This is a genomic window from Anaerotruncus sp. 80 (genome assembly GCF_009936115.1).
Lineage (GTDB): Bacteria > Bacillota > Clostridia > Peptostreptococcales > Anaerovoracaceae > Senimuribacter > Senimuribacter intestinalis.
The window spans coordinates 22,820-49,227 of sequence record NZ_QWES01000009.1; the positions used below are offsets into that span (position 1 = coordinate 22,820).

Sequence of the window (26,408 nt, forward strand, 5' to 3'; positions counted from 1 at the left end):
GGAACAAATGAAAAGATTATTGCAGGGCTGGAATAAAATCAGCCTGGTACAGCAGATTATCATTGGGCTAGTAATCGGAATCATCCTGTCTCTCTCGCTTCCAAATCAGGTTTCCGGGATTGCCGTCTTAGGAGATTTGTTCGTTGGAGCACTAAAAGCTGTAGCGCCGATATTGGTATTCTTTCTGGTAATGGCAGCAATTTCTCAGCATAAGACAGGACAGAAGACGAATATGAAATCCATTATTGGACTGTATCTTGTGGGCACTTTTTTAGCTGGTACTGTGGCTGCTGTTGCAAGCTTTATTTTTAAAGTACAACTGGTACTGACTGACACTACCAGCGATGTAGCGCCTCCAGGCGGTATTTCAGAAGTGCTGAAGAATTTAGTTTTTAACATTGTCGCAAATCCGGTGGATGCATTGCTCAATGCCAACTATATTGGTATTTTAACTTGGTCTTTGCTCCTTGGCATTGCGCTGCGCGGGGCGAGCGGTTCAACTAAGGAAATGATTTCTAATGTGGCAGATGCTATCTCTCAGCTTGTCAGATGGATCATCAAGTTTGCGCCTCTAGGCGTGATGGGCTTAGTATTTAACGCGATTGCTACCAGTGGAATTAAGACGCTGCTCAGCTACGGTCAGTTGATTCTGTTGCTGGTTGGAACCATGTTTTTTGTGGCTCTGGTTGTCAACCCAATCATTGTGTACGTAATGACGGGAAAAAATCCATATCCGCTGGTACTGAAGTGCCTGAAAGACAGCGGTATTACCGCTTTTTTCACAAGAAGTTCTGCTGCCAATATTCCGGTAAACATGAAGCTTTGCGAGGAGCTTAAGCTGGATAAAGACACTTATTCTATTTCTATTCCGCTGGGTGCAACTATTAATATGGGTGGTGCGGCGATTACTATCTCTATTCTGACCTTAGCTGCAACCCATACCTTGGGTGTAGAAGTGGATTTTGTTACAGCTTTGATTCTGTGCATTTTGTCTGCTGTCAGTGCGTGTGGTGCCTCCGGCGTTGCAGGCGGCTCGCTGCTTTTGATTCCACTGGCATGTTCGCTTTTTGGTATTCCAAATGAGTTGGCTATGCAGGTGGTAGGTGTTGGTTTCATCGTAGGTGTCATTCAGGATTCTTGCGAAACAGCTCTGAATTCGTCTACAGATGTGTTGTTTACTGCAGCCGCGGATATTGCAGGCAAAAGAAAAAAATAAGATAATCCCTCACATATATATAAAAGGCATGCTCGGCAGTGTATTCACTTTCGGCATGCCTTTTATATATGTTGTTTCTAATGTTACGATTCGCTTTCTTCTGTGTGTGGCTGATTCAGAAGGAAGGTGAGAATGGTACCTGTATATCGTTCCAGTTTGTCTTCGTTGAAAGATATATTAATGATATTGCAATTTTTGTTCTTTTCGTATACGTAAGAGGTGTTCGTAGAAGGAACACAGTCCTTAAATTCCATCTGTGCGTTAGCGTAATCCCGGAATGCCTTAATAATTGCTCGGGCAAAATCAGAATCAGCGTCTGACTGCCAGCCGTCTTGTGAAGAGACTTTCTTGTAGTTGGCATTGGCAAGCCCGCAGATAATCTGATACTGATTATCTATCTCAGATAGAACGGATTCAGACAGGCTGTTAGCTGTTGCTGAAATGGTGTACACGCCGTCTTTTTCTTTCATGGAGCCGATACTGGAGATAGAGATGAGATTATCATCTTCGTCTTTATAGTATACGCCGTCAATGAGGGTATACAAAAGACTAATGGTATCGTTAAGACTTTCTTCCGTCATGACGCGCTTTGGAAGGTCGACTTCTTCGTAAGTGTAAGTCGCTTCTGGGTAATCTTCCAGATAATCATCGTTAAAGTTTTCAATGGCAGTTTCCATTCTAGCTTCAAACTTGTCGGTATCATCCTCGTCAATGACGATAGTGGCAGAGACAGATTTTGGATAAGTGTTTGCGTTGCTACCTCCGCTGACCTTGGAAAGTTCATAAATCAGGGCGTTGGTTTTAAAATATGCCAGAAGATTTCCAAGTTCCTTGATTGCATTTGGATAGGAGGAAATGCGGGAGCTTGGTATACCGCCCGGAAGACCGCCGATTTTAATGCGATAGGCTTTGTCATTGGAAGGCTCTGTATAGGAAACCTTAGTAGTAAAGCAGTAGGTGGATCTGCCACCGGTGTTAGTGGACCACATGTTTCTGTCACTGTAGTTGAGACAGAATACGCTAGTATTATCGGTAAAGTAATTTTTGCTTAAGGCCTTGATTCCGTCGTAGCTGTGACCGGAATCGTTAGTAAAAATAATACGAAGTTTTCCTGTATTTTCGTTATTTTTTGCAAGATATAATGCACATGCCATAGGGATGATGCAGTCCTCAAACTGCTTTGCATCATAGGAGCAGAGGATAACAGTAGGGTTTGCTTCTTTATATTCTTTACTTGATTTCACACTCATGATAACGTTCTGACTACTGTCTGTAGTGCAATTAATACCTTTTTGCTTTGCCCAGCTTAAAAGATAGTCGCGAATCGCTTCATCTGAAGTCAGCGTTGCTGCAGAGTCTTCTAAATCGGTCCGGTAAGCGACAATCTTTTCTTGAATTTTGACTGATAAATCTTCTTCTTCCTCAGCACAGCCACTGAGTGAAAAAAGAGATGTTCCAATCAAAGAGAGCAGCAGTATGAATGGTACCAGCTTCTTCATTAGTAAATCTCCTTTGTGTCATTGTATTTATTTATTTTTGTTTTTTTTTGAAATAATCATTTATTTTACATAAAAAATCATATATAATGATACCATAAATAAGGACAAATTAGTAGTTTTTTTGAAAAACTTCACACAATCTTAAGAATTAACGGGAGATAAAAGATGGAATCAAAGAGTTTAATCATTAGGGAAACGGTATTTGATGACTGCCAGTATTTTGCGGAGTGGGAGACGCTTCCGGAAGTGACGGAGTTTTTTACCATAGATGAAGGCAGGTCTTATGAAGAGATCGTTACGGAGTATGTCAAATATAATCTGGATCCCACGAAGATGCAGTTTACTATTACAGAAAAACCAGAGGATAAACCTATCGGAAAAATTTATCTTTCCAGAATTGACACGCATGATGACTCGCTGGATGTCACCAGAATTTATATTGCAGATCCGTCTAAACGCGGAAAGGGATATGGGGAAGAAGCACTTCGCCTGATTTTGGAGTATGCTTTTATCAACCTGCATATGGAAAGGGTCACTATTGACCACTTTGAAGCAAATAAGATTGCCGCTTCTTTGTACGAGAAAGTAGGATTTAAAAACGAGGGTCTCATGAGGAATGCCGGTAAGAAAAATGGAAAATATATCAATCTTCAGTTAAAGTCCATGCTGAGAGCAGAGTACTACGAGAAACTTCATAAATAAGTAGCAGGTTGAACTGATTGAAATGAGCACATCGAGAATGATGTGCTTTTTAACTGCTTTGTATTTTTTTTTATTATTGCTGTTTAGAGGTTGACCTTCCGTGGTAACAATAGTATAATCACTTTGGGAAAAATTGAAAAAAGTACTAGATATTGTGGATATTAAGGAGAAATTGCGAAATGGAAAGCATCATGAAAATTGTCAAGAGAGACGGCAGAACTGTCAATTTTGATGTAGAGAAAATAACAGAAGCTATTTTTAAAGCGGCTCAGGTACTGGGTGGTAAGGACAGAGATATGGCAGCATATCTTGCCAGACAGGTGGAACTTTATCTTCTGGAAATCTGTCACAATGCAACACCTACTGTAGAGCAGATTCAGGACGCTGTCGAAAAGGTTTTGATTGAAGCAGGGCATGCCAGAACAGCAAAGGAATATATTCTTTATAGAGCAGAACGTACCAGGGTTCGTGATATGAACACCAAACTGATGCGCGTTTATGAAGATTTGACTTTTAAAGAAGCAAAGGATAATGACGTAAAGCGTGAGAATGCTAATATCGACGGAAATACCGCGATGGGAACTATGCTCAAATACGGTTCCGAAGGTTCCAAGGAATTCTACAAGATGTACGTCATTGATCCGAAATACGTAAAGGCACACGAAAATGGTGATATTCATATTCACGATATGGATTTTTATACGCTTACTATGACATGCTGTCAGATTGACCTTGTAGAGCTGTTAAAGGACGGTTTTTCCACAGGTCACGGTCATCTGAGAGAGCCAAACAGCATTGAAAGCTATGCGGCTTTGGCATGTATCGCGATTCAGTCGGATCAGAATGACCAGCACGGCGGTCAGTCTGTGCCAAACTTTGACTATGGCATGGCACCAGGCGTTCGTAAATCTTTCATAAAGCTTTACTACAGAAATTTAGGAAAGCTCCTTGAGGGAATTTGTGATATAGAGGACGGGGCAGCCAAGACAAAGGCTATTACTGCAACTATCAAAGAAAAGTACGGCGTTGCCCCTTGCATGGCATGGGACAACAATTATCTGGAACTTGAGGCAGAATCTTTGAAAGAATATGCTTCTTCTGAGGAGATTGTAAAGCTGCAGAAGATGGCGAAGAAATTTACAGACAAAGAAATCAGAAGAAAAACCTATCAGGCGATGGAAGCATTGATTCATAACCTGAACACTATGCATTCCAGAGCAGGGGCACAGGTGCCGTTCAGTTCTTTGAACTACGGGACCGATACTTCTCCGGAGGGACGTCTTGTCATGGAGTGCATCATGAAGGCGACAGAAGCTGGTCTTGGCAACGGTGAAACTCCGATTTTCCCGATTCAGATTTTCAAGGTAAAAGAGGGCGTTAGCTATAATCCAGAAGATCCGAACTACGACCTGTTTAAATTGGCGTGCAGGGTATCTGCAAAGAGACTGTTTCCAAATTTTTCTTTCTTGGATGCTCCGTTTAACCTACAGTACTACAAAGAAGGACGGCCAGAGACTGAATGTGCATATATGGGTTGCAGAACTCGGGTTATCGGAAATGTGCATGACCCGTCCAGGGAAATCGTATACGGAAGAGGAAATCTTTCTTTCACCTCTATCAACTTGCCGAGACTTGCTATTAAGGCAAAGGGCGATATAGATATTTTCTTTGACGGTCTTGATCATATGATTGACACTGCCATCGGCCAGCTTAATGAAAGATACAAGATTCAGTGCCTGAAGAAAGTCAAGAACTTCCCATTCCTCATGGGACAGGGCGTTTGGATTGACTCCAAAGGCTTAAAGCCGGACGATACAGTGGAAGAAGTACTGAAACACGGCACTTTAACCATAGGCTTTATTGGTCTTGCAGAAGCGTTAAAAGCATTGCTCGGCGTACATCACGGAGAATCTGAGGAAGCTGAGAGGCTGGGGCTTGAAATTGTGGCATATATGAGAAAGCGTATGGATGAAGAAGCAAGAAAGACTGGTCTCAACTGGTCTCTGATTGCAACTCCTGCGGAGGGACTTTCCGGCAGATTTGTTAGAATTGATAAAGAAAAATACGGTGTGATTCCGGGTGTAACTGATAGAGATTATTATACCAATAGTTTCCATGTACCGGTTTACTATGATATTAATGCTTTCGATAAAATCAAAAAGGAAGCACCGTTCCATGCCCTGACCAACGGCGGTCATATTTCTTACATTGAACTGGATGGAGATCCGCTGAAAAATGTGGATGCCTTTGAAAAGGTTGTAAGATGTATGAAAGAAAGTGGTGTAGGCTATGGTTCTATCAACCATCCAGTAGATAGGGATCCTGTATGCGGCTATACGGGCATTATTGATAATGAATGCCCGGCATGCGGACGCAGAGAAGGGGATGGCAATCCTGATTTTGAAAGAATCAGAAGAATCACTGGATATCTGGTAGGAACCATGGATCACTGGAATGATGCAAAAACCTCCGAGGAAAAGGATCGTGTAAAACATGGAATCGGAGAAGGTTTTGAAAGAATCTAATAAGCTATGGAACATAACAATGAACAAACTCTGCGCATTGCAGGGGTCGTAAAAGAATCAATTGTTGACGGACCGGGTATCCGGTTCGTCGTTTTCAGTCAGGGCTGTCCACATCACTGTCCAGGCTGTCACAATGCAGTTACCCATGACTTTGAGGGCGGCTACGACTGCAGCATAGAGCGAATCTTAGCAGAAATCGATGCCAATCCTCTTTTGGACGGCGTGACTTTCAGTGGAGGAGAGCCTGTTTGTCAGCCGGAAGGATTTCTCATACTTGCCAGGGAAATTAAAAAGAGAAACCTTTCCATTATCATGTATTCCGGCTATACTTTTGAGGAGCTCCTTGAAATGGCAAAGGCACACTTGCCGCTTTCAGAACTCCTTGCTGCAGTGGACATCCTTATTGATGGAAAGTATGAGGAAAGCCTGCGAGACTTGACACTACTGTTTCGAGGCAGCAGAAATCAGCGGGTTATTGATCTTACAGCTTCATTATTTGCAGGCAGGGCAGTAATCTTGGAAAATTTCTAAGGTATTTGTGAAAAAATACTTGTAATTACTATAGAAACTGTGATATAATATCGCTTGTTCGATGTGAACAGATTTAAAATGAAGAAATGCAAGACATGCTTAACATATTATAAGGAGGTGCGGTAGATGTCAAGAAAATGCGAAATTTGCGGAAAAGGTCAGGTTTCTGGAAACGCTGTTTCCCATTCCAACAGACACACTAGAAGAAAGTGGAATGCAAACATTCAGACTGTAAGAATCAATGACAATGGTACAGTAAGAAGAGCCAATGTATGTACAAGATGCATCAGATCAAACAAGATTAACCGTGCCATCTAATGAGGCGATGAGAAACCCACTGAATTCAGTGGGTTTTTTGTTTATGACCTAACCCAATTTGCGAAGCAAATTGTTGGTAGGTCAACTGAAGAATTGCATACCAGCTAAAGCTGGGCAATTCCTGTATAGCACCTTCCAACAATTCGTGTATCGAATTGGGATAGGTGCGTAAACGCGAGGCTTCTCTGTAAAGACGAGCCAAAGGCGAAGGCTGAGCAGCAAGAAGCTACGGCGATACCTAACCCAATTTGCAACGCAAATTGATGGTAGGTCAACTGAAGAATTGCATACCAGCTAAAGCTGGGCAATTCCTGTATAGCACCTTCCAACAATTCGTGTATCGAATTGGGATAGGTGCGTAAACGCGAGGCTTCTCTGTAAAGACGAGCCGAAGGCGAAGGCTGAGCAGCAAGAAGCTACGGCGATACCTAACCCAATTTGCGACTTGTATCATTTTCTTAGAAGACTGATACCACAGATGACAAGAACCGCACCGAGGAGCAGAATCCAGGCTTTTGGCGGAAGAAAAAAGGCGAAGACTGTGATTACGCCAAATACAATCAGAATAAATCCAATATCCCTAGCTTCTTTATAATGGCAGAAAGCCTTTCTTTTTTTATTGCAGTTATGATAATTTCCCATAAAATTCACCTGACTTTATTTTATGCGAAAGAGAGGAAACTGGTGACAGATTTTTTATGCATTTACACAGAGACGGCAGGAAACTGCAGCAAGAGTTGAATGGCGATTGACTTTGTGTTATGCTTTAGCAAGGAGAAATCGATATATCGGAATTTGAGGTGTGTGAATAATGAAGTTAAAGAATATATTGATTGTTGTCAAGGATATTGAAAAATCGAAACAGTTTTATCATGACCTATTCGGTCTTGACATGGTGCTCGATAATGATGGCAATATGATTTTAACTGAAGGTCTTGTGCTCCAAGATGAAAAAATTTGGGAAACATTTTTGGGAAAAGATATTATTTCGAAAAGCAATTCTTGTGAGTTGTATTTTGAGGAACAAAATATAGAAGCATTTATTGAAAAATTGGAAAAACTATACCCAGAGGTTCAATATGTTAATCGACTTATGACGCATAGCTGGGGACAAAAGGTGATTCGTTTTTATGATTTGGACGGTAATTTGATTGAGGTAGGGACACCAATGTAATGCGATAAATTCCAGTTTTCCGGGAAGGTACAATCCGAAAGCCATGCTGGCGACAGAAAATACTTGCGATAGTTTCTTTTGGAGGGTAAACTATACATAACATGCAAATATGCAGGAAAGGAAAGTAACATGGGCATTATTAGAAATATTTTAGCTGCAAGAAAGATGATCAAAGAAGCGGAAGCTGAAGCAAAGAAATACAAAGAGATGACAGAAGAAGAGTTTTATGCTTTAGATGATGATGAGTTCTATGAAGGTGTGCAAGCTATAATTGCTGCTGAAACCATTTATTTAGAGCCTGAAGACTGTTTAAAGTCCATTGGAGGAGCGCTGCGCACCTTTTATATTCTGGATTATTTCGATATGGAAATGCAGAACGGGGGATTGTGCCAGTTTTTTGTGAATTCCAGTCGGGCAGTTGCACCTTATGTTGGAGAAGCTTTAAAGGAAATCGGTGCAGACGAATATTATAACTTGTACCATTCTTTTTGCGAAGAAAATCAAATAGATCTTACAGAATTAGATTCCTATTCTATTGAGAGATTGGAAGATTATGCAGAGCAGTTGCAACGTCAGCCTTTTGACGAATTTGATGACGCATACTATGCATTATATGAAAAAGAGCCATTATGTAACAAAATGGCAGAGTATATGAAAAAACAGGAAATAGGTAGAGAAATTTAAAGAGGTGCTCCATTGACTATATTAAAAGAAACAGAATTAGGTGATATTTCCCTTTCTAATATCATGTTTGCTCAGGTGATATCGGAATGTTTTAAAAGTGAAATTTGTTCGGGTCGTGTTTTTCCTGCAACCAAAAAAGGACGACAGATTGGTAATGACCAGAAATACAGTATTAGCGAATTTGCGGGTCATATCGAGACTGAGAAAAGTTTTGACGGAGAAAGTGTGGATTTGGCGTTTTCGGTGATTGTTAAATTTGGAACCAGTATTCGCAGTCTGACCGATGCGCTGGGTGATGATATTGCAAATCAGCTTGAGAAGAAACTGGGGCAGAAGCCGAGACAGATTGTCATTCGTATTACTGGCGTAAAATCCAGACAAATTGCAAGAAGAAATTTAGAGGTAATTAAACGATATGCAGCTCACTGATAAAATAGATACTTTAAAAGGCATCGGTCCCAAAAAAGCGCAGAGCTTTGTCAAGGCAGGCATTCAAAACTTAGAAGATTTGCTATGCTTTTTTCCAAGAAAATACGAGGATAGAAGAGAAGTGATTCCGATGGAATCTTTGCAGACAGGCAAAGATGCGCTGGTCTGCGGCAAAATTCTTTCAAGACGCTATTCAGGAAATCCATACAAAAAAAATACGCCGTTGACCTTGCTGGTTGCCGATGAAACTGGCACTGTTGAAGTAGTCTTTTTTAATGGCAGATATATTGCGAATCTTTTCAATATCAATCAGGAATATACCTTTTACGGCAGGGTGACTGCTAATTATGACAGAATGCAGATGGTACACCCGGAATTCCACAAGAAAGGAGACCCTTCAGATGTTCGAGGGATTATTCCGGTCTATCCAATAATTTCCGGCATTTCTCAGAACGAAATCCGAAAACTGCAGAAGCAGATTTCGGTGCTTTACGAGAATATGACAGAATGGCTGCCAGAAGAAATTATTCAGGAAAACAGACTGGCAAGCGAAGCCTTTGCTCTGGAAAATATTCACTTTCCAAAGGATGCAAAACGTATGCTGCAAGGGAAGTTCAGACTGATTTTTGATGAACTTTTGACGCTGGAAACAGGTCTTTTCTATATTAAAAATGAAACTCGAAAGGACACCGGCGGTATCGTTATCGACGGCGGGAAGGCTGAGCCGTTTATCGAAAACCTGCCTTTTACGCTTACGGAGGGGCAGAAATCCGTTTGGGAAGATATGAAGAAAGATTTAGTTTCCGAGAAAGTAATGAACCGGCTGATACAGGGCGATGTAGGAAGCGGAAAAACCGTGGTGGCGGAGATGGCAATGTTTGCAGCAGCAAAATGCGGATTCCAAAGCGTTATGATGGCGCCGACGGAACTCCTTGCTAAGCAGCATTTACAGTCTCTGACGAAGGATTTTGCGCCTTACGGTATAGAAACAGGTCTTTTATGCAGTTCTATGAAAGCGGCAGAAAAGCGGTTGACGCTGGAAAAACTTTGCAGAGGAGAGATTCAGGTACTGGTTGGTACCCATGCGGTGATTCAGCCTGACGTAAAATTTAAAAATTTGGGCATGGTAATAACAGATGAGCAGCATAGATTTGGTGTTAATCAGAGAAGTTTACTGTCAAAAAAAGGGGAAAATCCTAATATTCTTGTCATGACAGCGACGCCGATTCCCAGAACGCTTGCGGTGATTCTTTATGGAGATTTGGACATTTCTCAGATTAGAACTATGCCGAAAGGACGAAAAGCCATCAAGACCACTCTGTTTCATGGCGATGAACGAGGCAGAGTCTACGGCTTTGTGAAAAAGCAGCTGGCAGCCGGCAAACAGGCTTATGTGGTGGCGCCTCTAATTGAAGAATCAGAGAAGGTGGACGCAAAATCTGCCGAGGAACTTCACACGGAACTTTCTGCCAAATTGAAGGGCTTTCAGGTGGCGCTTGTGCATGGCGCTATGAAACAGGAAGAAAAAGATTTCATTATGCAGGAATTTGCAAAGGGATATATTGATGTGCTGGTTTCTACAGTTGTTATCGAAGTCGGTATCAATGTGCCCAATGCTACGGTTATGGTCATCGAAAATGCAGAGCGTTTTGGACTTGCTCAGCTGCACCAGCTAAGGGGCAGAGTCGGCAGAGGTGACGATCAGTCTTATTGCTTCCTTATAAGCGGCTCTGACAGCGAAGTAGCAAAAGAGAGAAATCAGATTATGTGCAGCACGACTGACGGTTTTGAAATTGCAGAAGCGGATTTGCGGCTTAGAGGTCCGGGCGAGCTCTTTGGAACCAGACAACACGGACTTCCGGAAATGCACTTAAGCGACCTTGTGCGTCATGCAGATGTTTTGGAAAAAGCGAAAGACGCTGCGAAGAAAATCATTGACAGCGATCCGAATCTTGAGGCGGGCGAACTGCAAAAGCTGAAACAGCGCATACAGAAAATGTTCGGCGAGGACATAAAACTGGAACTGTAATTTATCCAAAAATTACAAGACATATAAATCTCCTGACGGGTTAAATTAATAACGTAAACAGGAGGTGAAAGATATGAATTTACAGCAGAAAACAAACAGTGCCAACGTAAAACCGGCATTAAACAACCTGAAAACTGAGGTTGCAAACGAACTGGGTCTGTCCAACTACGAACAGGCTGACAAGGGTAACATGACTGCAAGACAGAATGGTTATGTAGGTGGCTATATGACTAAGAAGCTTGTAGAAATGGCTGAACAGCAGTTAGCTGGAAAATAACGATTACGTTGTAACTCACACTGGAGAAGGGGCTATCTCAATTATTTTGAGATGGTCCTTTTTCGTTGCTTTTTCTTCTAATTGATAGAAACGTTTGCCCTGAGCGCGAAGTTGTGATATAATTTCATAGTTAACATGAAAAGTACCATTATGACTGATTGTAAAATCAGAAAGGATTACATATGAGAATTATCACCGGTGAATACAGGGGACGCAGACTTGAGTCGCCAATCGGCTACGATGTAAGGCCTACAACCGATAAAGTAAAAGAAGCGATTTTTAATCTTTTGATGAATGATATTTGGGACGCTGTGGTCGTGGATCTTTTTGCAGGAACAGGCAATCTGGGGCTTGAGGCGCTGTCTAGAGGTGCAAAGCGCTGCTATTTTTGCGACAATTCCAGAGAAAGCCTAAATTTGATAAAAGTAAATATTGCAAAGTGCACTGCCCAAGATAAATCCGTGGTTCTTGCTGGAGACTACAGCAAAGCCCTCGGCAGAATAAAAGAAAAGGTGCAGGTATTTTTAATCGATCCGCCTTACAAAGATGGTCTTTATGAAAAATGCCTGAATCAGATAGATGAACTTGATTTATTGGACGAAGAAGGTATAATAATAACAGAACACGGTGTTCATGACCCTGTGCCGCAGCAGGCAGGCAATCTAATAAAAGTAAAAGAAAAGAAATATGGCAAGATTATGGTAAGTATTTACAGACATGCCGCTTTTGTAGAAGCTGTGCAAGCCAATGACGGGGAGGAACAGGCATAATGACAAAGAAAGCTTTGTATACGGGTTCCTTTGACCCGATGACAAACGGACATCTGGATATCATTACAAGAGCATCCAAGATGTTTGATGAGCTGGTAGTGGGAGTGATTGTAAATCCTAATAAGAATCCGCTTTTTACAAGAGAAGAGCGAGTTGCTATGATTAAGGAGGTGACCGCACAACTTGATAATGTCCGGGTGGATTCATTTGAAGGGCTTCTAGCGGATTATGTCAATAAAAATCAGTTTGATGCAGTGGTTAGAGGTCTTAGAGCAACATCAGACTTCGAGTATGAGATTCAGATGGCACAAATGAATGCCTGCCTTTTCGACAAAGGTATTGAATCGATATTTCTGATGACAAGTCCGAGGTATTCTTTTATCAGTTCCAGCATGATAAAGGAAGTAGTTTCGCTGAATGGATGTGTAGACGGATTGGTTCCGGAAATTATTTTGAAAAGGATAAAAGAAAAATACAGCAAGTAATTAGGAGGATTATATGACAGTATTAGAATTATTAGAAGAGATTGAAGATATCGTCGATACTGCCCCTGGTTTGCCGCTGACAGGCAAAATTATGGTAGACGCCAACGAGTTGTTGGAAATTGTGCGGGAAATCAGACTCAGTCTTCCTGATGATGTGCAGCAGGCTAAATGGGTAAAAGACGAAAAGGAAAGAATTCTCAGCGAAGCAAAATCCGAGTACGAAAAGGTAATCGTGGAAGCCAAGAAACAGGCAGATTATCTTGTAGAGCATGACGATATTACGCTTCGCGCTCAGAAGCTGGCAGAAGAAATCAGGATGCAGTCTGAGGAATACGCCAGGGTGCTGAAAATGCGTACTTATGACTACGTAGACAAAATGCTTTACGATATGCAGGGCAGAATGGAAGATTTGAATCTGAAATATTTCGGCGAGATGTATGCAAATCTTGAGAAGACCTTTGAGGAAATCGGCGGCGTGCTGCAGAGCAACCGTGATGAAATAAAATCGATGGCCTATCGTACCCAGAAAGGAGAAGATGAGGTCATCCTGAGAAGCGAGCCGCAGGATGCGTAAGCAATTAAAAGTGAGCTAAAAGACGAACCCAATCAAGTTAAGATGAAGGGGTTCGTCTTTTATTGTCTGAGAGAACAAGGTTTCCGGACACCCACCTGAAGTTTTGCTTCGCGGAAGGGAGGGGATCTTGTTTAGCTTTCGTTTTCATTAGTCTCTGAAGGCTTTATGAGAATTTCCTTTGCTCTTTGCAGGATGGAAATATCCTCTAGAATCAGCTTGGTTTGTTCACTGACAGGTTTATCCACGTATGGATTAAACATGCTTCTTACTCTGCAGATTGCGATGAACATGTAACCACCGCGAAAGGCAATCGCGATTTGTTCCCCGATGGCGTCAGAAAAAGTGACAATTTTTTCCATAAGCTGCGGGGTCAGAATATAGTAAGCGTTGTGCTCATCGGCAGCAAAAATTTGAAATTTCTTATTGAAAAGGGCATTGTCAGTTTCGATTTTGTGTTCCGCAGTCCAGCCTTTGATGTTGGAAAGAAATTCTTTCTGGAAAATTTGCAGATGACCGTCGCTTTCTTTTAAGCCATACTGTTTGAAGCCCAACACCTGACCGCTGAAGATTTCTTCAATACGGTTCTTTTTATTTCTGTGTACGATTCGTTTCGTGGTGACATCGCTGAACTTGAAGGGAATGCCTTCGTAATTACCCATGAGTAAATCTTCGCTCTCATAGTATTTTTTGTCGCCGCAGGCAACTACAGCCGCATTTCTGATTTCGTCCCAATCAAAGCCAGCTTTTTGCACATATCGAAGGTCGGAAAAGCCTGCTTGCGTCTTGATGAGAGGCAGCACATAACGGGTCTTAAAGGTCTCGTCAAAACGGTTATAGGCGCTTCTTGCAAGAACTATCCAAAAGAGTCCCAGTGCGCCGCAGGAAAGGACAGCAGAGCCGAATACGGATTCTAAAATGCGAAGGATTGTGCTGTCCTCTTCGCCTTCTAAAAACATGTAAAAGCAGGGAAGGGAGCCGAGAAGCACAAGAAGCGCCAGTATGTAGGTCGCATAAGTTCTGACTTTTGCTTTGCGCCGAAGTTTCTCAAGTGCTTCTTCTGAAATATGATTTTCGTGATTTTCCATCGTTTCACTCCTCAGTTAAAATTTACTGTAAATTGTTTCTTGGATTCCTCTACTTCGTAGAAGGACGCTGGCTTCATGCCGTGGATTTTTCCAATCCATAGGGTAGGTATGACGGACAGTGCCTGATTGTATAGCGAAGCATTGGCATTATAAAGTCTTCTTGCAGCCTGCAGGTGCTCTTCCGCATCGAAAATGGATTTCTGAAAATGTTCCATGGAAATGCTGGAGTAAAGTACTGGATACTGCTCTGCAAGGGCATTGACGGAAGAACCGATACCGGAAAGATCCCTGTGAATACCAGACATCAGACCGATTTTCTTATTTAATAGATTTTGCCGCTTCATGTCCTTGCGAAGCGCCGCCATGCGGTTTGCATGACTGTCAATTTCTGTATTGATAGCGTCTAAGGCTTCTTCTGACAGATGTTCTTGTCTGTCCAGTTTTCTTTCTTCTAAGGCGGTACCTTGCCGCAAAGACGTGATATCTTTATAAAGTTCGCGCTCGTGGTTTAAATATTTTTTGACTGCTTCGATTTCTTCGTTCAAAAGATCGAAGCGTTTTTCCAGCGCCACGTCGATACCGGAGCTGCCTTCTTCAACCTTAACACGGAGCTTGCGCACCTTGTTAAAGCAGAGGATATAGCAGATGAAAAGCAGGACTATGACGCCTATGATGATATAAAGTTCCATTTTTACCCTCCTGAAAAAAGTTGATAAGATATTATATCATAAAAGGAAGCCGGCGAGAATACTCTCTACTATGGGTTTTAAATTTTTTGAGAAAAATAGAATTGTAATAGGAAGCGCAGTGCTGTGCTGTGTAATTATGGTTATGAATCCGGAGGTTACTGCGGCGGCGTCAAAGGAGGCAATTAATCTGTGGCTTAACTCCGTGGTTCCAATGCTGCTGCCGTTTTTTATTGCGGCAAATTTTTTGAAGCATACCGGCGTTGTAAATCGAATTTCACCCAGTGTTTATCCTTTTGTTATGGGCGTTTTATCTGGATATCCTATGGGCGCAAGGGTAGCAGGGGATTATTACAGAGAAGGTATGATTGACGACAGGCAGCTTTACAGAATTTTAAGCTACAGCATGATTACAGGTCCAGCCTTTCTTATCGGTGCTGTGGGAGTGGAGTTTCTCCATTCTCACGGGCTGGGCGTGCTCCTTGCGGTATGTCACTATGTCAGTGCTCTGATAAACAGTCTGTTTTATGGAGGGCTTACTGGAAAGGCGAGTACGCCAAGGCGGAAAGCATTTATTAGACAGGACACTTACTATAATATTCTGACCGACGCTATCATTGACAGCTTTCGGGCAATTGCTATTATCCTGGCTTATATTATCCTTTTTATGATTGGTACTGATTTGCTCCAGTTTTCCGGGGTACTGAGCTTTCTGCCGACTGCCGAGGCTGCAGCTTTAGTCAAGGGGTTTCTTGAAATGACGGTGGGCTGTAACAGTCTTGCCATGTGTCAGTGTGCACCGCTTGTCAAAACTACGCTGGCGGCTTTTGTGGTGACTTTTGGAGGACTTTCCGTCATGGGGCAGTCTATGAGCATGCTCCGCGGCTGCAATGTAACATTTCGCCAGTTGTTTGTGATGAAACTAAGTCATGGCGTGATTTGTGCAATCCTGACTTTTGCTTTGGGAAGTTTTGTGGTATACTAAAAGTATATTGAAAAGACTAAGAGGTAAACGTAATGAAAAGTTTAGGAATCATTGCAGAATTCAACCCATTTCACCAGGGACATCAGTATCTGATAGAAAAAGCCATGAAGGATACCGGTTCAGATATATGTGTAGCAGTCATGAGCGGAAATTTTGTGCAACGGGGCACACCGGCGGTTGCTGACAAGTGGAGCCGTGCAGAGAATGCTGTCAAAAATGGTGTTAATTTGGTTGTTGAACTTCCCACTGTCTTTGCAGGTAACAGCGCAGAATATTTTGCAGAAGGTGGCGTAGGGATTCTGGAGGGCTTTGGCTGTATTGACACTATTGCATTCGGCAGTGAAAGCGGAGATCTTTCAGCTCTGCTTGAGGCGGCAGAGCTTTTAAATACGCATCATGAGGAGATTCACGAGAAGATTCAGATATTGACAAAACAGGGACATTCCTATCCTAAAGCGAGACAGCTTGCGGTGCAGGAGCTTTGTCCGGAGTTTGACGAGAATCTGATTAAGGAGCCCAATAATATTCTGGCAATCGAATATCTGAAACAGATTAAGACGATGGAGCCATATACGCTGAAACGCAGAGGTTATGGATATCATCAGTCTGCCACTTTAATCAGAGAAGAAATGAGAGAGGAAAATCCTGAGAAATTTCAGCGAATTGACCGTTCCTACTGGGAACTTGTTGGCGCCAAGATTCTGCAAAGTGACAGCAAGCGCCTTGAGGAAATTTTTTCAGCAGGTGAAGGACTGGGCAACAAGCTGAAAAATGAGATTCGGTATGTATCTTCTACGGAGCAGCTCATCGAGCGAATTAAGTCCAAGGTCTATACCTACAGCCGCGTGTCGAGGTTATTGACGCAGATTCTGCTGGACATTGACGAGCAGGCGGTGCTGGGCAGTGCCAAGTACATCAGAATTTTAGCGTTGGATGATATAGGTGCGAAGTTTCTCAAAGAGGTCAAAAAAAAGGAATGTGCAATTCTGCCGATTCTGACCAATATCAATAAAGAATTGAAAGACTGTCCGCAGATAGCAGATACGCTAGATAAGGACATTCTGGCTACGGACATGTATAACATTATCACAAAAAGCGATTTGTATGATTACTCGGATTATATTATGAAACCATATATCGAAATCTAAATTTTCCTTGATTTTGGAATGTTTTAGGTGTATAATTTTTGGAGCGATTATACAACAAGAGAAACACGGAGGATTGGAATGAAAGTATTAGTAATTAACTGTGGTAGTTCTTCATTAAAATACCAGGTATTAGACATGACAAACGAGTCTCTGCTGGCAAAGGGGCTGGTTGAGAGAATTGGCATGGATGGTTCTGTTATTACACATGAGAAAATCGGAATGGACAAGGTTAAGACCGAAGTCCCTATGAACGATCACAAAGACGCAATTAAGCAGGTTCTGGACGCAATTCAGAGCCCAGAATACGGTGTTATTGCATCTATGGATGAGATTGGTGCAGTAGGACACAGAGTTGTACATGCAGGCGAAAAGTTTGCTGATTCTGTTATCATCGATGATGCTGTTATCGCAGCACTAGAAGAGTGTGTAGAATTAGCGCCGCTGCACAACACACCGAACTTATACGGCATTGCTGCATGCAAAGAGTTAATGCCAAATACACCGATGGTAGGTGTATTTGACACAGCATTCCATCAGACTATGCCGCCAGAAGCATATTTATATGCAATTCCTTATGAATACTATGAAAAGCATGGTATCAGAAGATATGGTTTCCACGGAACCTCTCACAAATACGTAGCACAGAGAGCAGCTTCTATGTTGAACGTAAATATCAACGACCTGAAGCTGATCACATGCCACCTGGGCAACGGCGCATCTGTATCTGCAATCAAACACGGCAGATGTATCGATACTTCTATGGGATTTACTCCACTGGAAGGTCTGGTAATGGGTACTCGCTGCGGAGACATTGACCCAGCTATCGTAACTTATATCAGACAGAAAGAAAACCTGCCGCAGGGTGTTACCAACGAAATCCTGAACAAGAAATCCGGTGTACTGGGTATTTCCGGTGTTTCCAGCGATTTCAGAGATTTGGAGGACGCAGTTGCAGAAGGAAACGAAAGAGCAGCATTAGCACTGAAAGTATTCGCTAGAAAAGTGAGATTCTACATCGGTGCTTACATTGCTGAAATGAACGGTGTAGATGCAATTGTATTTACTGCAGGCGTTGGTGAAAACGACGTGAATATGAGAGAATTAATCTGTACAGATTTAGGAAATCTGGGAATTAAACTTGACATCATCAAGAACAAGGTAAGAGGAAAAGAAACCATCGTTTCTACAGAAGACTCTAAAGTAAAACTCTTGTTGATTCCGACTAACGAAGAATTGATGATTGCAAGAGACACCTACAATCTTACAAAGAAATATGCAAAATAATGTTGACATCTAAAGCGTTTAAGTATATACTTTAGGAGTTGACGAAAATTATTTGTTTAGCATAGAACCAGAAGAACGAGGAGGTGTAGACAATGGCAGTTCCAAAGAGGAAAACATCTAAAGCTAGAAGAGACAAGAGAAGATCCCCGAACATGAAGAAAGCATTACCAGGACTTTCTATTTGTCCGCAGTGTCACGAGCCGAAACTTCCGCACAGAGTATGCCCGAATTGCAATTACTATGATGGCAAAGAAGTCGTAGCTGAAGCTTAAGATTCATAACGTGTTTAAAAGAGCAGTTTTTTGACTGCTCTTTTTTATTAAAAAGTTTCGAAGCTCTGAGAGATTTTATGCAAAGTGTGTAGGCGCTTTTTTAATGTACAGAGGATACTATTTTACCTTTAACCCATATTTTGCCATCTCGTCATAGAGTTGATAGAGGGTTTGGTTGGAAGGCTCGCACATTGGCAGCCGATACTCTTTTTCAATTTTGCCCATCATATGCAGTGCTGCTTTAACAGGAATTGGATTTACCTCTGCAAACAGAGCACGAATCAGAGGCACCATTTTCAGCTGCAACTTCGCAGCAGATTTATATCTTCCTTTCAGGAAATCTTCTGTCATTTGATGGTAGTCTTTTGGAATGATGTTTGCGACTGTGGAAATGCAGCCGATACCACCTATAGACATGATTGGAATGGTCTGGTCGTCGTTACCGGAATACAGGTCGAAGTTTTTTCCGCACAAAGCTGCAATTCGGCAGATTTGGGATATATCACCGCTGGCTTCTTTGATACCGACAATATTAGGGTGCTTGCTCAGTTCTTTTACGGTTTCCGGTTCGATATTGAGACCGGTACGGCTTTTTACAGAGTAGAGGATGATTGGAAGATCAGTGTAGTCGGCAATCATATTATAGTGGGAAATCAGACCTTTTTGGGTTGCTTTATTATAGTAAGGTGTTACGACTAAAAGTCCGTCTGCACCAGCGTACTGTATTTCTTTAGCTAAGTACATGGAATGGGATGTATCATTTGTACCTGCGCCGGCAATAACAGGAATGCGGCCACAGACTTTCTGTACTGTAAATTCAATGACGGAAAGTTTTTCAACAGCACTTAAGGTGGAGGCTTCACCAGTAGTGCCGCAGGAGATGATGGCGTCAGTACCTTCTTCTATATGCCATTCGATGAGGCGTTCTAAGGCATCGTAATCAATTCTGCCATCTTTAAAAGGCGTAACCAGGGCTACACCGGAACCTTTAAATATTGACATAGGAGTACTCCTTTCTTTTTTTCTTTATCATATTCTTTCAATCTGGAAAATGTTAATTAAAAAAATATTGTAAAAAAACTTGCAATTAAAAAATAGATATGCTAATGTAATAGCGAATTCAATAAGATGATGCTTCCTATACCCCCGGGTATAGGGTTATGAGCGTTGGACTTCATTCTGCTAGGGCCGCTTTATTGCGGAGGATGAAGTTCAGCGCTCTTTTTCTTAAGGCGTTATCGCAAATATGTTCCGGAATACCAAATAAATAAAGAGGTGAAAGACATGTATCATATCAAAGTGCTTAGTAAAGAGGATATCAGGCAGGTCATAGAAATACAGCCTGTGATTGACTGTATGGACGACTTAATTGCATTTTCAGAGAAATCTATTGCGAGGGCTGTTGCTTTTATGGCAATGGAAGAAAAAATTGTTGCTGAAGCTGGAAGCTGTACTACTGTTGCTGCAGTTCAGAACTATAGGGAGAGAATCGGCGGTAAAAATGTAGCATTGATTATTTCCGGAGGAAATATCGATGGTCGTCTGCTTCTCGAACTAATGGAGCGGAAAAATGATTCTTCTGGTATTTGTTGCGTGAATCATTCTGCATAAAATGTATAATAGAATCAAAAACTGCCGATATCAAGAACCTGAATTGTATCGGCAGTTTTTGATTATACTTTTTCTGACTTTTCGTGTTGAAAACACAAGGAATAAATGGTAAAATAATATGATACAATTTGCTAAAGAAGAAAATTTTAAGATAGAAAGAGGTAGTACTTATGAGACAGCTAGAGAAGAAACTGAAAGTCGGCATTTTAGGCGGTACTGGAATGGTTGGGCAGAGATTTATTTCTCTTCTTGAGAATCATCCTTGGTTTGAGGTAACCACCATTGCTGCCAGCGCAAGAAGTGCAGGCAAAACATACGAAGAAGCAGTAGGAGCAAGATGGAAGATGACAACACCTATGCCGGATGCAGTAAAGAACATTAAGGTAATGGATGTCAGTGATGTGGAGGCTGTAGCTTCTGGCGTGGACTTTGTGTTCAGTGCAGTTGATATGTCTAAAGATGAGATTAAGGCAATTGAAGAAGCCTATGCAAAGACTGAAACACCGGTTGTTTCTAATAACAGCGCGCATAGATGGACACCGGATGTGCCGATGGTTGTACCGGAAATCAATATTGATCATTTTGATGTAATTAAATATCAGAAGGAAAGACTGGGCACTAAGAACGGTTTTATTGCAGTAAAGCCGAATTGTTCCATTCAGGGTTATGTGCCTGCACTTGCTGCATGGGCTGAATTTGAGCCTTATGAGGTAGTTGTTACCACTTATCAGGCAATTTCCGGCGCTGGAAAGACCTTTGCAGACTGGCCGGAGATGGTAGAAAATATCATTCCGTATATCGGAGGAGAAGAAGAAAAGAGTGAACAGGAACCTCTGCGTATTTTGGGGTATGTGGACGATACAGCCGGTGTGATTGCTAAGGCACAGGAGCCTGTTATCACTTGCCAGTGCGTCAGAGTGCCGGTGCTGGATGGTCATACGGCAGCTGTGTTTGTCAAATTCCGCAAGAAACCGACCAAAGAACAGCTCATCGAAAAGCTGCAGAATTTCAAGGGATTTCCGCAGGAATCAGACCTTCCAAATGCGCCGAAGCAGTTTATTCACTATATGGAAGAAGAAAACAGACCGCAGGTTAAGCTAGATGTGGACTGCGAGAAGGGATTTGGAGTATCAATCGGCAGACTGAGAGAAGATACAGTCTATGACTTTAAGTTTATCGGTCTTGCACACAATACTGTGCGCGGCGCAGCAGGCGGCGCAGTTCTTTGCGCAGAAGCGTTAACTGAAAAAGGCTTTATCAAAAGCAAATAGGGGGTAAATGAGATTGGGATATTTTGAAGCAGTCGTATTAGGCTTATTGCAGGGGCTTGCAGAGTTTCTGCCAATCAGCAGTTCCGGACATCTTGCCTTGGCGCAGAGTCTGTTCGGCGTAGAAGCAGATAAAGTATTGATCTTTGCAGTTTTACTGCATCTGGGCACTCTGATTGCGGTATTTGTTGTATATTGGAAAGATCTTTGGGAGCTGATCGTAGAACTTTGCGTAACCATTAAGGACTTGTGCACCGGCAAGGGACTTCGTCTCGAAGAAAGACCGGTTCGCAAACTCGGCGTAATGATTATTGTAGCAACCATTCCTACGGCGGTCATCGGACTTTTGTTCAACGACTTTTTCGAAGGGCTTTACTCCTCCATGGTAGCCGTAGGCATAGGTTTTTTAATTACCGGTGTGCTCATGTTTCTTGCAGAAAAAATGGGCTCTGCCAACCGTGATATCAGAAAGATGAACTGCAGAAATGCACTGTTTATCGGTGTACTGCAGGGCATTGCCATTTATCCGGGTATATCCCGTTCCGGATCTACGCTGGTAGGCGGTTTGACTACAGGACTAAAGAGAGAGTTTGCAGTAAAGTTTGCATTTCTTATCTCTATTCCGTCCATTTTGGGCTCTGTAGTGTTAGAAGCACCTAAGGCACTGGAAGGTGATCTGGACACAGCCCTTTTGGGACCGATTCTGGCGGGCATGCTGGTAGCAGCGGTTTCGGGCTATTTTGCTATTAAAACGATGATTCGTATCGTATCTAACAAAAAATTGAGCTATTTCTCTTATTATGTGTGGATTTTAGGTCTATGCACAATCGGCTACGGACTTTTCTTCGCATAAATTCGAATTTGCGGCTCACATTGACAAATTAGACAAAACGCATGGGGGAAGAAACGTGGCGCAGGCTAAAAAAAAGAAAACAACAAAGAAAAAATCTGAAAGTCCGGCAAAGAGCAAAGCCAAGGCTGAAATAAGACAAATGCAGGAGAAGAGAAAGGCTGACCAGCGTGTTATCGACGTGATTTGGGGCGTAATCTTTATTGCGATTGGTGTTTTTCTCTTTGCGGCGGAACAGTTTCATGCGGCAGGAAATCTGGGCAATTCCATAGGAGACGCATTAAAGGGAATTTTTGGTCTTGTGGGATTTATCGTGCCGTGGTATCTGGTGGCGCTGGGAATTATGCTCATTGTCAATAAGCTGACCCATATATCAGGGAAGTCATTTGCCCTGATATTTGTCATGCTTCTCATGCTGTGCATTCTTAACAGTGGTAGATTTATTGATAGTGAGATTTTGGCTTATGATTTAGGGAAGTTTTATGAGGACGGCGTCAGTCTCAAAGGCGGCGGCTTTTTTGGCATGGTTTTGGGAACCTTTCTGACAAAACTTGTCGGTAAGGTTGGACTCTTCATATTTTCTATCGTTGTCATTATTATTGGAATTCTCCTTGTTGCCAATACCCCGGTGTCCAGAGGAATTGAAAAGATTTCTGATAAAGCAGAAGAACGAAAGCTTTTGAAGGAAAAGGAGAAGGAGCAAGCCGCAGAGCAGACAGATCTCTTTGCGGAGAATGGACGTGATATCAATATTATTACGCCTTTTGACGACGCTGGATTACTGGGTAAAAATCCGGAAAAGAAAGAGAAAAAAAGTAAGAAAAACAATGTACTAAAATATATGACAGACAATAATTTGTTTGGCAGGGACGAAAAAGAGGAATTGCCTAAGAAGGAAGAACCGGCAGTATTGAAGGAAACCCAGATTAGTTACGGTCTGGAAAGCAGCAATACGCCTTCTGGATATGGACTGACTGGGGAAGTATCCTATAGCGGATACGGTCTTGACGGCAACGTTTTTCCGAAGGAAGAACCTGAAACGGGAACTTCCGAAAATAGCTTTGTCAGAGTCAAAGACGGAAAGAAATCCTATGGTCTTAGCGATATCAACGATGCTCCGAAGAAAAGTGCCCTAGATGATGTCAGTGGCATTACTGTCATGGAGGAGCCTGCAAAGCTGACTAAGAAGGAAGCAAGTTCCATTACACTGGATCCGTCGGAGATGTCTGCGGTACAAAAGCCTAAGGGCAAGTACAAAAAACCGTCTTCCGATTTGCTGAATAAGCCGAAGATTCAAAACAAAGGCAATATCAATATTGATTTGAAGATGAAAGCGGCAAAGCTGGAGGAAACACTGAAGAACTTTCATGTTGATGCAAGGGTTATTCAGGTGACTCAGGGACCTGCAGTAACCCGATATGAAATTCAGCCAAACGTAGGTGTAAAGGTTAACAGTATCGTAAGACTTGCTGACGACATTGCGCTGAACCTGGAGGCTAAGAGCATTCGTATTGAAGCGCCGATTCCGGGAAAAGCCGCAGTGGGAATAGAAGTGGAAAACGACAAAATCAATATGGTCACTTTGCGTGAGATTATTGACTCCAAGGAGTTTAAAGAAGCAAAATCTAAAATCACCTTTGCAGTGGGAAAGGACATTGCAGGAAAAGCCATTGTGGCAGACCTGAAGGGTATGCCGCATCTTTTGATTGCAGGTTCGACAGGTTCTGGTAAGAGTGTATGTATCAACAGCATTATCACTAGTATTTTATACAAGGCTGACCCTGACGAGGTGAAGCTGGTCTTAATTGACCCGAAGGTGGTAGAACTAGGCAACTACAATGGCATTCCGCACCTTTTGATTCCGGTGGTGACAGAGCCCGCAAAGGCTGCTGCAGCGCTGAACTGGGCTGTTGCTGAGATGACAGATAGGTATAAGAAGTTTGCGGAAAGTCAGGTTCGCGATTTAGAAAGCTATAACGAAACCATGCGGATGAACGGTGAGGAAGAGCAGGTAATGCCGCAGATTGTCATCATTATCGACGAGCTTGCCGATTTGATGATGGCTGCACCGTCTCAGGTGGAAGAGTCCATCTGCCGTCTGGCTCAGATGGCAAGAGCTGCGGGCATGCACCTGATTGTAGCTACCCAAAGACCGTCTGTGGACATTATTACCGGTGTTATCAAGGCGAACATTCCCTCCAGAATTGCTTTTGCAGTATCCTCCCAGTTTGACTCAAGAACCATACTGGATATGGCTGGCGCCGAAAAGCTGGTTGGAAAGGGTGATATGCTCTTTAATCCGCTGGGCATGGGGAAACCGGTTAGAGTCCAGGGCACTTTTGTGTCTGACAGCGAGGTGCATGACGTCATTCAGCACGTAAAAGGACAAGTTGAAGACGTTGAATATGCTGGTGAGGTAATGAACACCATCGAAAAGGGAAATTTGCCGCAGGCAGGTGGAAAGGACGAGACGAGCGACGAGCTTTTACAGGAAGCAATCGAATGTGTCGTATCGGCAGGACAAGCTTCTGTATCCATGTTGCAGAGACGGTTCAGAATCGGCTATAATCGCGCTGCCAGAATTGTAGATATGATGGAAGCAAGAGGGATTGTAGGACCGCAGGACGGAAGCCGACCGAGGCAGGTGCTGCTGTCTGAAGACGAACTAAACGAAATGAAAAACGAAGTGGAGACTGAATGAGAATTTATATAGAAACCCTGGGCTGCCCTAAGAATTTCAATGATTCGCAGGTGGCAGCAGGCATATTGGAAAACGAGAATCATATTATTGTAAACGAACCGGAAGACGCAGATATCATCATGGTGAATACTTGTGGATTTATTAATGATGCTAAGACTGAGTCTATCGAAAAGATTTTGGAGATGGCGGAGTACAAGGCTGACGGCAAAAAACTGGTGGTTTCCGGCTGTCTGTCACAGCGCTATGCAGACGATCTTTACAAGGAAATGCCGGAGGTAGATTTGTTCGTCGGTGTCAACGAATACGAAAAATTGCCAGAACTTTTCTCGTCTCTTTCTACACGGGCTGTTGTTTGCAGCAACTGCGTTTCCGACGTACTGGAATCTCAGGCGCGAAAGCTTTCGGAGAATCCTTATACTGCGACCATAAAAATCGCAGAAGGGTGCAATAATATTTGCGCTTATTGTATTATCCCGAAAATTCGCGGCAAATATAGAAGTAAGAGAGAAGAGGACATTCTAAACGAAGCAGAGCAGCTGGCTGCGGCTGGCTGCAAAGAACTGATTCTCATTGCGCAGGATGTGACCTATTATGGCAAGGACCTCTACGGGGAGCTTCGTCTTGCTAAACTGTTGAAAAAGCTTTGCAAAATTGATGGAATTAAGTGGATTCGCCTCATGTACTGCTATGAGGACAGAATTACAGACGAGTTGATTAAGGTAATGGCGGAGGAAGAAAAAATCTGCAATTATTTGGATATTCCTATTCAGCATGGAAGCGACAGTGTTTTACGCGCCATGAACAGACGATCGACAGCGGCCTCTATCACAGACACTCTAAAAAGACTTCGCACAGCAATTCCGGATATTCACATCAGAACGACGCTGATTGTAGGATTTCCGGGCGAAACCGAAGAAGATTATGAGACTCTGGTAGAGTTTATTGAAAAAGAAAAGTTTGAGAGACTAGGTGTTTTTTCCTATTCGCAGGAAGAAAATACGCCGGCAGGCGAGATGGAAAATCAGGTTGATGAAGAAATCAAGGCAGAGCGCCTCGATGGAATCATGCGCAGGCAGATTGAGATTTCCCTGGAAAGCAATCAGGCAAAAGTCGGAAAGACGCTGGAAGTTTTGGTAGAAGAAATGGAGGAAGAAGGCAGCTTCATTGGCAGAACCCGCTATGATGCGCCGGAAATCGACAACGCAGTGATTTTTACATCTTCGCGGAACCTTCTTCCGGGCGATATGGTAAAAGTTTTGATTCAAGATGCATTCGACTATGATTTAGTTGGAACGGAGGTTTAAG

General features: G+C 42.5%; 27 protein-coding genes. 22 read left to right on the top strand and 5 right to left on the bottom strand.

The window, feature by feature from the left end:
• The first annotated feature begins 7 nt into the window (after window positions 1-7).
• On the top strand, window positions 8-1,216 hold the full coding sequence (sstT, locus tag D1155_RS05260; RefSeq protein WP_160201340.1) for a serine/threonine transporter SstT: 1,209 nt from the start codon (window positions 8-10) through the stop codon (window positions 1,214-1,216).
• Between the two features lie 83 nt (window positions 1,217-1,299).
• On the opposite strand, the gene D1155_RS05265 is transcribed toward sstT, so the two are convergent.
• Window positions 1,300-2,715 carry an aminoacyl-histidine dipeptidase gene (locus D1155_RS05265; protein WP_160201341.1) on the bottom strand — a complete coding sequence of 472 codons (1,416 nt, stop codon included), beginning with the start codon at window positions 2,713-2,715 and terminating at the stop codon, window positions 1,300-1,302.
• A 165-nt stretch (window positions 2,716-2,880) separates the two neighbouring features.
• On the opposite strand from D1155_RS05265, the gene D1155_RS05270 reads away from it, so the two are divergent.
• The 4 genes from D1155_RS05270 to rpmB all read left to right on the top strand — a co-directional run bounded on the left by D1155_RS05270 (window position 2,881) and on the right by rpmB (window position 6,791).
• On the top strand, window positions 2,881-3,417 hold the full coding sequence (locus D1155_RS05270) for a GNAT family protein (protein ID WP_160201342.1): 537 nt from the start codon (window positions 2,881-2,883) through the stop codon (window positions 3,415-3,417).
• 179 nt (window positions 3,418-3,596) lie between these two features.
• A complete protein-coding gene (locus D1155_RS05275; protein ID WP_160201343.1) occupies window positions 3,597-5,942 on the top strand; it encodes an anaerobic ribonucleoside triphosphate reductase in 2,346 nt (781 codons plus the stop codon).
• 6 nt (window positions 5,943-5,948) lie between these two features.
• Complete coding sequence (gene nrdG, locus D1155_RS05280) at window positions 5,949-6,473, top strand: anaerobic ribonucleoside-triphosphate reductase activating protein (RefSeq protein WP_160201344.1); 525 nt, start codon at window positions 5,949-5,951, stop codon at window positions 6,471-6,473.
• Between the two features lie 126 nt (window positions 6,474-6,599).
• Window positions 6,600-6,791 (top strand): 50S ribosomal protein L28, encoded by a 192-nt coding sequence (gene rpmB, locus D1155_RS05285; RefSeq protein ID WP_160201345.1) that lies wholly within the window; start codon window positions 6,600-6,602, stop codon window positions 6,789-6,791.
• Between the two features lie 450 nt (window positions 6,792-7,241).
• Here rpmB and D1155_RS05290 read toward each other — a convergent pair whose 3' ends face one another.
• Window positions 7,242-7,433: a hypothetical protein gene (locus D1155_RS05290; RefSeq protein WP_160201346.1), complete on the bottom strand. Its 192-nt coding sequence runs from the start codon at window positions 7,431-7,433 to the stop codon at window positions 7,242-7,244.
• Between the two features lie 169 nt (window positions 7,434-7,602).
• On the opposite strand from D1155_RS05290, the gene D1155_RS05295 reads away from it, so the two are divergent.
• The 8 genes from D1155_RS05295 (at window position 7,603) to D1155_RS05330 (ending at window position 13,213) form a co-directional block, all read left to right on the top strand.
• Complete coding sequence (locus D1155_RS05295; protein ID WP_160201347.1) at window positions 7,603-7,965, top strand: VOC family protein; 363 nt, start codon at window positions 7,603-7,605, stop codon at window positions 7,963-7,965.
• Window positions 7,966-8,094: 129 nt separating this feature from the next.
• Window positions 8,095-8,649: a DUF4375 domain-containing protein gene (locus D1155_RS05300; protein ID WP_160201348.1), complete on the top strand. Its 555-nt coding sequence runs from the start codon at window positions 8,095-8,097 to the stop codon at window positions 8,647-8,649.
• Window positions 8,650-8,661: 12 nt separating this feature from the next.
• Complete coding sequence (locus D1155_RS05305; RefSeq protein WP_160201349.1) at window positions 8,662-9,078, top strand: hypothetical protein; 417 nt, start codon at window positions 8,662-8,664, stop codon at window positions 9,076-9,078.
• On the top strand, window positions 9,065-11,107 hold the full coding sequence (recG, locus tag D1155_RS05310) for an ATP-dependent DNA helicase RecG (RefSeq protein WP_160201350.1): 2,043 nt from the start codon (window positions 9,065-9,067) through the stop codon (window positions 11,105-11,107). Before D1155_RS05305 ends, recG begins: the two co-directional genes overlap by 14 nt.
• A 73-nt stretch (window positions 11,108-11,180) precedes the next feature.
• Entirely contained in the window at window positions 11,181-11,384 is a 204-nt protein-coding gene (locus D1155_RS05315; protein ID WP_160201351.1) for an alpha/beta-type small acid-soluble spore protein, read from the top strand.
• 182 nt (window positions 11,385-11,566) lie between these two features.
• Window positions 11,567-12,154 (top strand): 16S rRNA (guanine(966)-N(2))-methyltransferase RsmD, encoded by a 588-nt coding sequence (gene rsmD / locus D1155_RS05320; RefSeq protein WP_160201352.1) that lies wholly within the window; start codon window positions 11,567-11,569, stop codon window positions 12,152-12,154.
• Window positions 12,154-12,639, top strand: coding sequence for a pantetheine-phosphate adenylyltransferase (gene coaD / locus D1155_RS05325; protein ID WP_160201353.1), 486 nt, complete (start codon window positions 12,154-12,156; stop codon window positions 12,637-12,639). The genes rsmD and coaD overlap by 1 nt, the downstream gene beginning before the upstream one ends.
• Before the next feature lie 13 nt (window positions 12,640-12,652).
• On the top strand, window positions 12,653-13,213 hold the full coding sequence (locus tag D1155_RS05330; protein WP_160201354.1) for a hypothetical protein: 561 nt from the start codon (window positions 12,653-12,655) through the stop codon (window positions 13,211-13,213).
• 131 nt (window positions 13,214-13,344) lie between these two features.
• Here the strand turns inward: D1155_RS05330 and D1155_RS05335 are convergent, their stop codons facing one another.
• Entirely contained in the window at window positions 13,345-14,298 is a 954-nt protein-coding gene (locus D1155_RS05335; protein ID WP_160201355.1) for a DUF3137 domain-containing protein, read from the bottom strand.
• 11 nt (window positions 14,299-14,309) lie between these two features.
• On the bottom strand, window positions 14,310-14,987 hold the full coding sequence (locus tag D1155_RS05340) for a LemA family protein (RefSeq protein ID WP_160201356.1): 678 nt from the start codon (window positions 14,985-14,987) through the stop codon (window positions 14,310-14,312).
• 70 nt (window positions 14,988-15,057) lie between these two features.
• Here D1155_RS05340 and D1155_RS05345 point away from each other — a divergent pair, with 70 nt between their 5' ends.
• The 4 genes from D1155_RS05345 to rpmF all read left to right on the top strand — a co-directional run bounded on the left by D1155_RS05345 (window position 15,058) and on the right by rpmF (window position 18,673).
• Window positions 15,058-15,969: a hypothetical protein gene (locus D1155_RS05345; protein WP_160201357.1), complete on the top strand. Its 912-nt coding sequence runs from the start codon at window positions 15,058-15,060 to the stop codon at window positions 15,967-15,969.
• A gap of 32 nt (window positions 15,970-16,001) precedes the next feature.
• Window positions 16,002-17,117, top strand: a complete 1,116-nt coding sequence (locus D1155_RS05350; protein ID WP_160201358.1) for a nucleotidyltransferase family protein — start codon at window positions 16,002-16,004, stop codon at window positions 17,115-17,117.
• Between the two features lie 78 nt (window positions 17,118-17,195).
• Window positions 17,196-18,401, top strand: a complete 1,206-nt coding sequence (locus D1155_RS05355; RefSeq protein WP_160201359.1) for an acetate kinase — start codon at window positions 17,196-17,198, stop codon at window positions 18,399-18,401.
• 92 nt (window positions 18,402-18,493) lie between these two features.
• Window positions 18,494-18,673 (top strand): 50S ribosomal protein L32, encoded by a 180-nt coding sequence (gene rpmF, locus D1155_RS05360; RefSeq protein WP_160201360.1) that lies wholly within the window; start codon window positions 18,494-18,496, stop codon window positions 18,671-18,673.
• A 117-nt stretch (window positions 18,674-18,790) separates the two neighbouring features.
• Here the strand turns inward: rpmF and dapA are convergent, their stop codons facing one another.
• Entirely contained in the window at window positions 18,791-19,675 is an 885-nt protein-coding gene (dapA, locus tag D1155_RS05365; RefSeq protein ID WP_160201361.1) for a 4-hydroxy-tetrahydrodipicolinate synthase, read from the bottom strand.
• Window positions 19,676-19,957: 282 nt separating this feature from the next.
• On the opposite strand from dapA, the gene D1155_RS05370 reads away from it, so the two are divergent.
• The 5 genes from D1155_RS05370 (at window position 19,958) to rimO (ending at window position 26,407) form a co-directional block, all read left to right on the top strand.
• Window positions 19,958-20,284 carry a hypothetical protein gene (locus D1155_RS05370; protein WP_160201362.1) on the top strand — a complete coding sequence of 109 codons (327 nt, stop codon included), beginning with the start codon at window positions 19,958-19,960 and terminating at the stop codon, window positions 20,282-20,284.
• A gap of 170 nt (window positions 20,285-20,454) precedes the next feature.
• The gene (gene asd, locus D1155_RS05375; protein ID WP_160201363.1) at window positions 20,455-21,555 is read left to right on the top strand and encodes an aspartate-semialdehyde dehydrogenase; all 1,101 of its coding nucleotides are present in this window, start codon (window positions 20,455-20,457) and stop codon (window positions 21,553-21,555) included.
• Between the two features lie 13 nt (window positions 21,556-21,568).
• Entirely contained in the window at window positions 21,569-22,405 is an 837-nt protein-coding gene (gene uppP / locus D1155_RS05380; RefSeq protein WP_160201364.1) for an undecaprenyl-diphosphatase UppP, read from the top strand.
• A gap of 55 nt (window positions 22,406-22,460) precedes the next feature.
• Complete coding sequence (locus D1155_RS05385; RefSeq protein ID WP_160201365.1) at window positions 22,461-25,103, top strand: DNA translocase FtsK; 2,643 nt, start codon at window positions 22,461-22,463, stop codon at window positions 25,101-25,103.
• Window positions 25,100-26,407 carry a 30S ribosomal protein S12 methylthiotransferase RimO gene (gene rimO / locus D1155_RS05390; RefSeq protein WP_160201366.1) on the top strand — a complete coding sequence of 436 codons (1,308 nt, stop codon included), beginning with the start codon at window positions 25,100-25,102 and terminating at the stop codon, window positions 26,405-26,407. The genes D1155_RS05385 and rimO overlap by 4 nt, the downstream gene beginning before the upstream one ends.
• Window position 26,408 lies beyond the last annotated feature (1 nt).

Excerpts from the sequence above, each read along its gene's own strand:
- sstT (WP_160201340.1), top strand. The coding sequence starts at position 8 with ATGAAAAGATTATTGCAGGGCTGGAATAAAATCAGCCTGGTACAGCAG.
- D1155_RS05265 (WP_160201341.1), bottom strand. The coding sequence starts at position 2,715 with ATGAAGAAGCTGGTACCATTCATACTGCTGCTCTCTTTGATTGGAACA.
- D1155_RS05270 (WP_160201342.1), top strand. The coding sequence starts at position 2,881 with ATGGAATCAAAGAGTTTAATCATTAGGGAAACGGTATTTGATGACTGC.
- D1155_RS05275 (WP_160201343.1), top strand. The coding sequence starts at position 3,597 with ATGGAAAGCATCATGAAAATTGTCAAGAGAGACGGCAGAACTGTCAAT.
- nrdG (WP_160201344.1), top strand. The coding sequence starts at position 5,949 with ATGGAACATAACAATGAACAAACTCTGCGCATTGCAGGGGTCGTAAAA.
- rpmB (WP_160201345.1), top strand. The coding sequence starts at position 6,600 with ATGTCAAGAAAATGCGAAATTTGCGGAAAAGGTCAGGTTTCTGGAAAC.
- D1155_RS05290 (WP_160201346.1), bottom strand. The coding sequence starts at position 7,433 with ATGGGAAATTATCATAACTGCAATAAAAAAAGAAAGGCTTTCTGCCAT.
- D1155_RS05295 (WP_160201347.1), top strand. The coding sequence starts at position 7,603 with ATGAAGTTAAAGAATATATTGATTGTTGTCAAGGATATTGAAAAATCG.
- D1155_RS05300 (WP_160201348.1), top strand. The coding sequence starts at position 8,095 with ATGGGCATTATTAGAAATATTTTAGCTGCAAGAAAGATGATCAAAGAA.
- recG (WP_160201350.1), top strand. The coding sequence starts at position 9,065 with ATGCAGCTCACTGATAAAATAGATACTTTAAAAGGCATCGGTCCCAAA.
- D1155_RS05315 (WP_160201351.1), top strand. The coding sequence starts at position 11,181 with ATGAATTTACAGCAGAAAACAAACAGTGCCAACGTAAAACCGGCATTA.
- rsmD (WP_160201352.1), top strand. The coding sequence starts at position 11,567 with ATGAGAATTATCACCGGTGAATACAGGGGACGCAGACTTGAGTCGCCA.
- coaD (WP_160201353.1), top strand. The coding sequence starts at position 12,154 with ATGACAAAGAAAGCTTTGTATACGGGTTCCTTTGACCCGATGACAAAC.
- D1155_RS05330 (WP_160201354.1), top strand. The coding sequence starts at position 12,653 with ATGACAGTATTAGAATTATTAGAAGAGATTGAAGATATCGTCGATACT.
- D1155_RS05335 (WP_160201355.1), bottom strand. The coding sequence starts at position 14,298 with ATGGAAAATCACGAAAATCATATTTCAGAAGAAGCACTTGAGAAACTT.
- D1155_RS05340 (WP_160201356.1), bottom strand. The coding sequence starts at position 14,987 with ATGGAACTTTATATCATCATAGGCGTCATAGTCCTGCTTTTCATCTGC.
- D1155_RS05345 (WP_160201357.1), top strand. The coding sequence starts at position 15,058 with ATGGGTTTTAAATTTTTTGAGAAAAATAGAATTGTAATAGGAAGCGCA.
- D1155_RS05350 (WP_160201358.1), top strand. The coding sequence starts at position 16,002 with ATGAAAAGTTTAGGAATCATTGCAGAATTCAACCCATTTCACCAGGGA.
- D1155_RS05355 (WP_160201359.1), top strand. The coding sequence starts at position 17,196 with ATGAAAGTATTAGTAATTAACTGTGGTAGTTCTTCATTAAAATACCAG.
- rpmF (WP_160201360.1), top strand. The coding sequence starts at position 18,494 with ATGGCAGTTCCAAAGAGGAAAACATCTAAAGCTAGAAGAGACAAGAGA.
- dapA (WP_160201361.1), bottom strand. The coding sequence starts at position 19,675 with ATGTCAATATTTAAAGGTTCCGGTGTAGCCCTGGTTACGCCTTTTAAA.
- D1155_RS05370 (WP_160201362.1), top strand. The coding sequence starts at position 19,958 with ATGTATCATATCAAAGTGCTTAGTAAAGAGGATATCAGGCAGGTCATA.
- asd (WP_160201363.1), top strand. The coding sequence starts at position 20,455 with ATGAGACAGCTAGAGAAGAAACTGAAAGTCGGCATTTTAGGCGGTACT.
- rimO (WP_160201366.1), top strand. The coding sequence starts at position 25,100 with ATGAGAATTTATATAGAAACCCTGGGCTGCCCTAAGAATTTCAATGAT.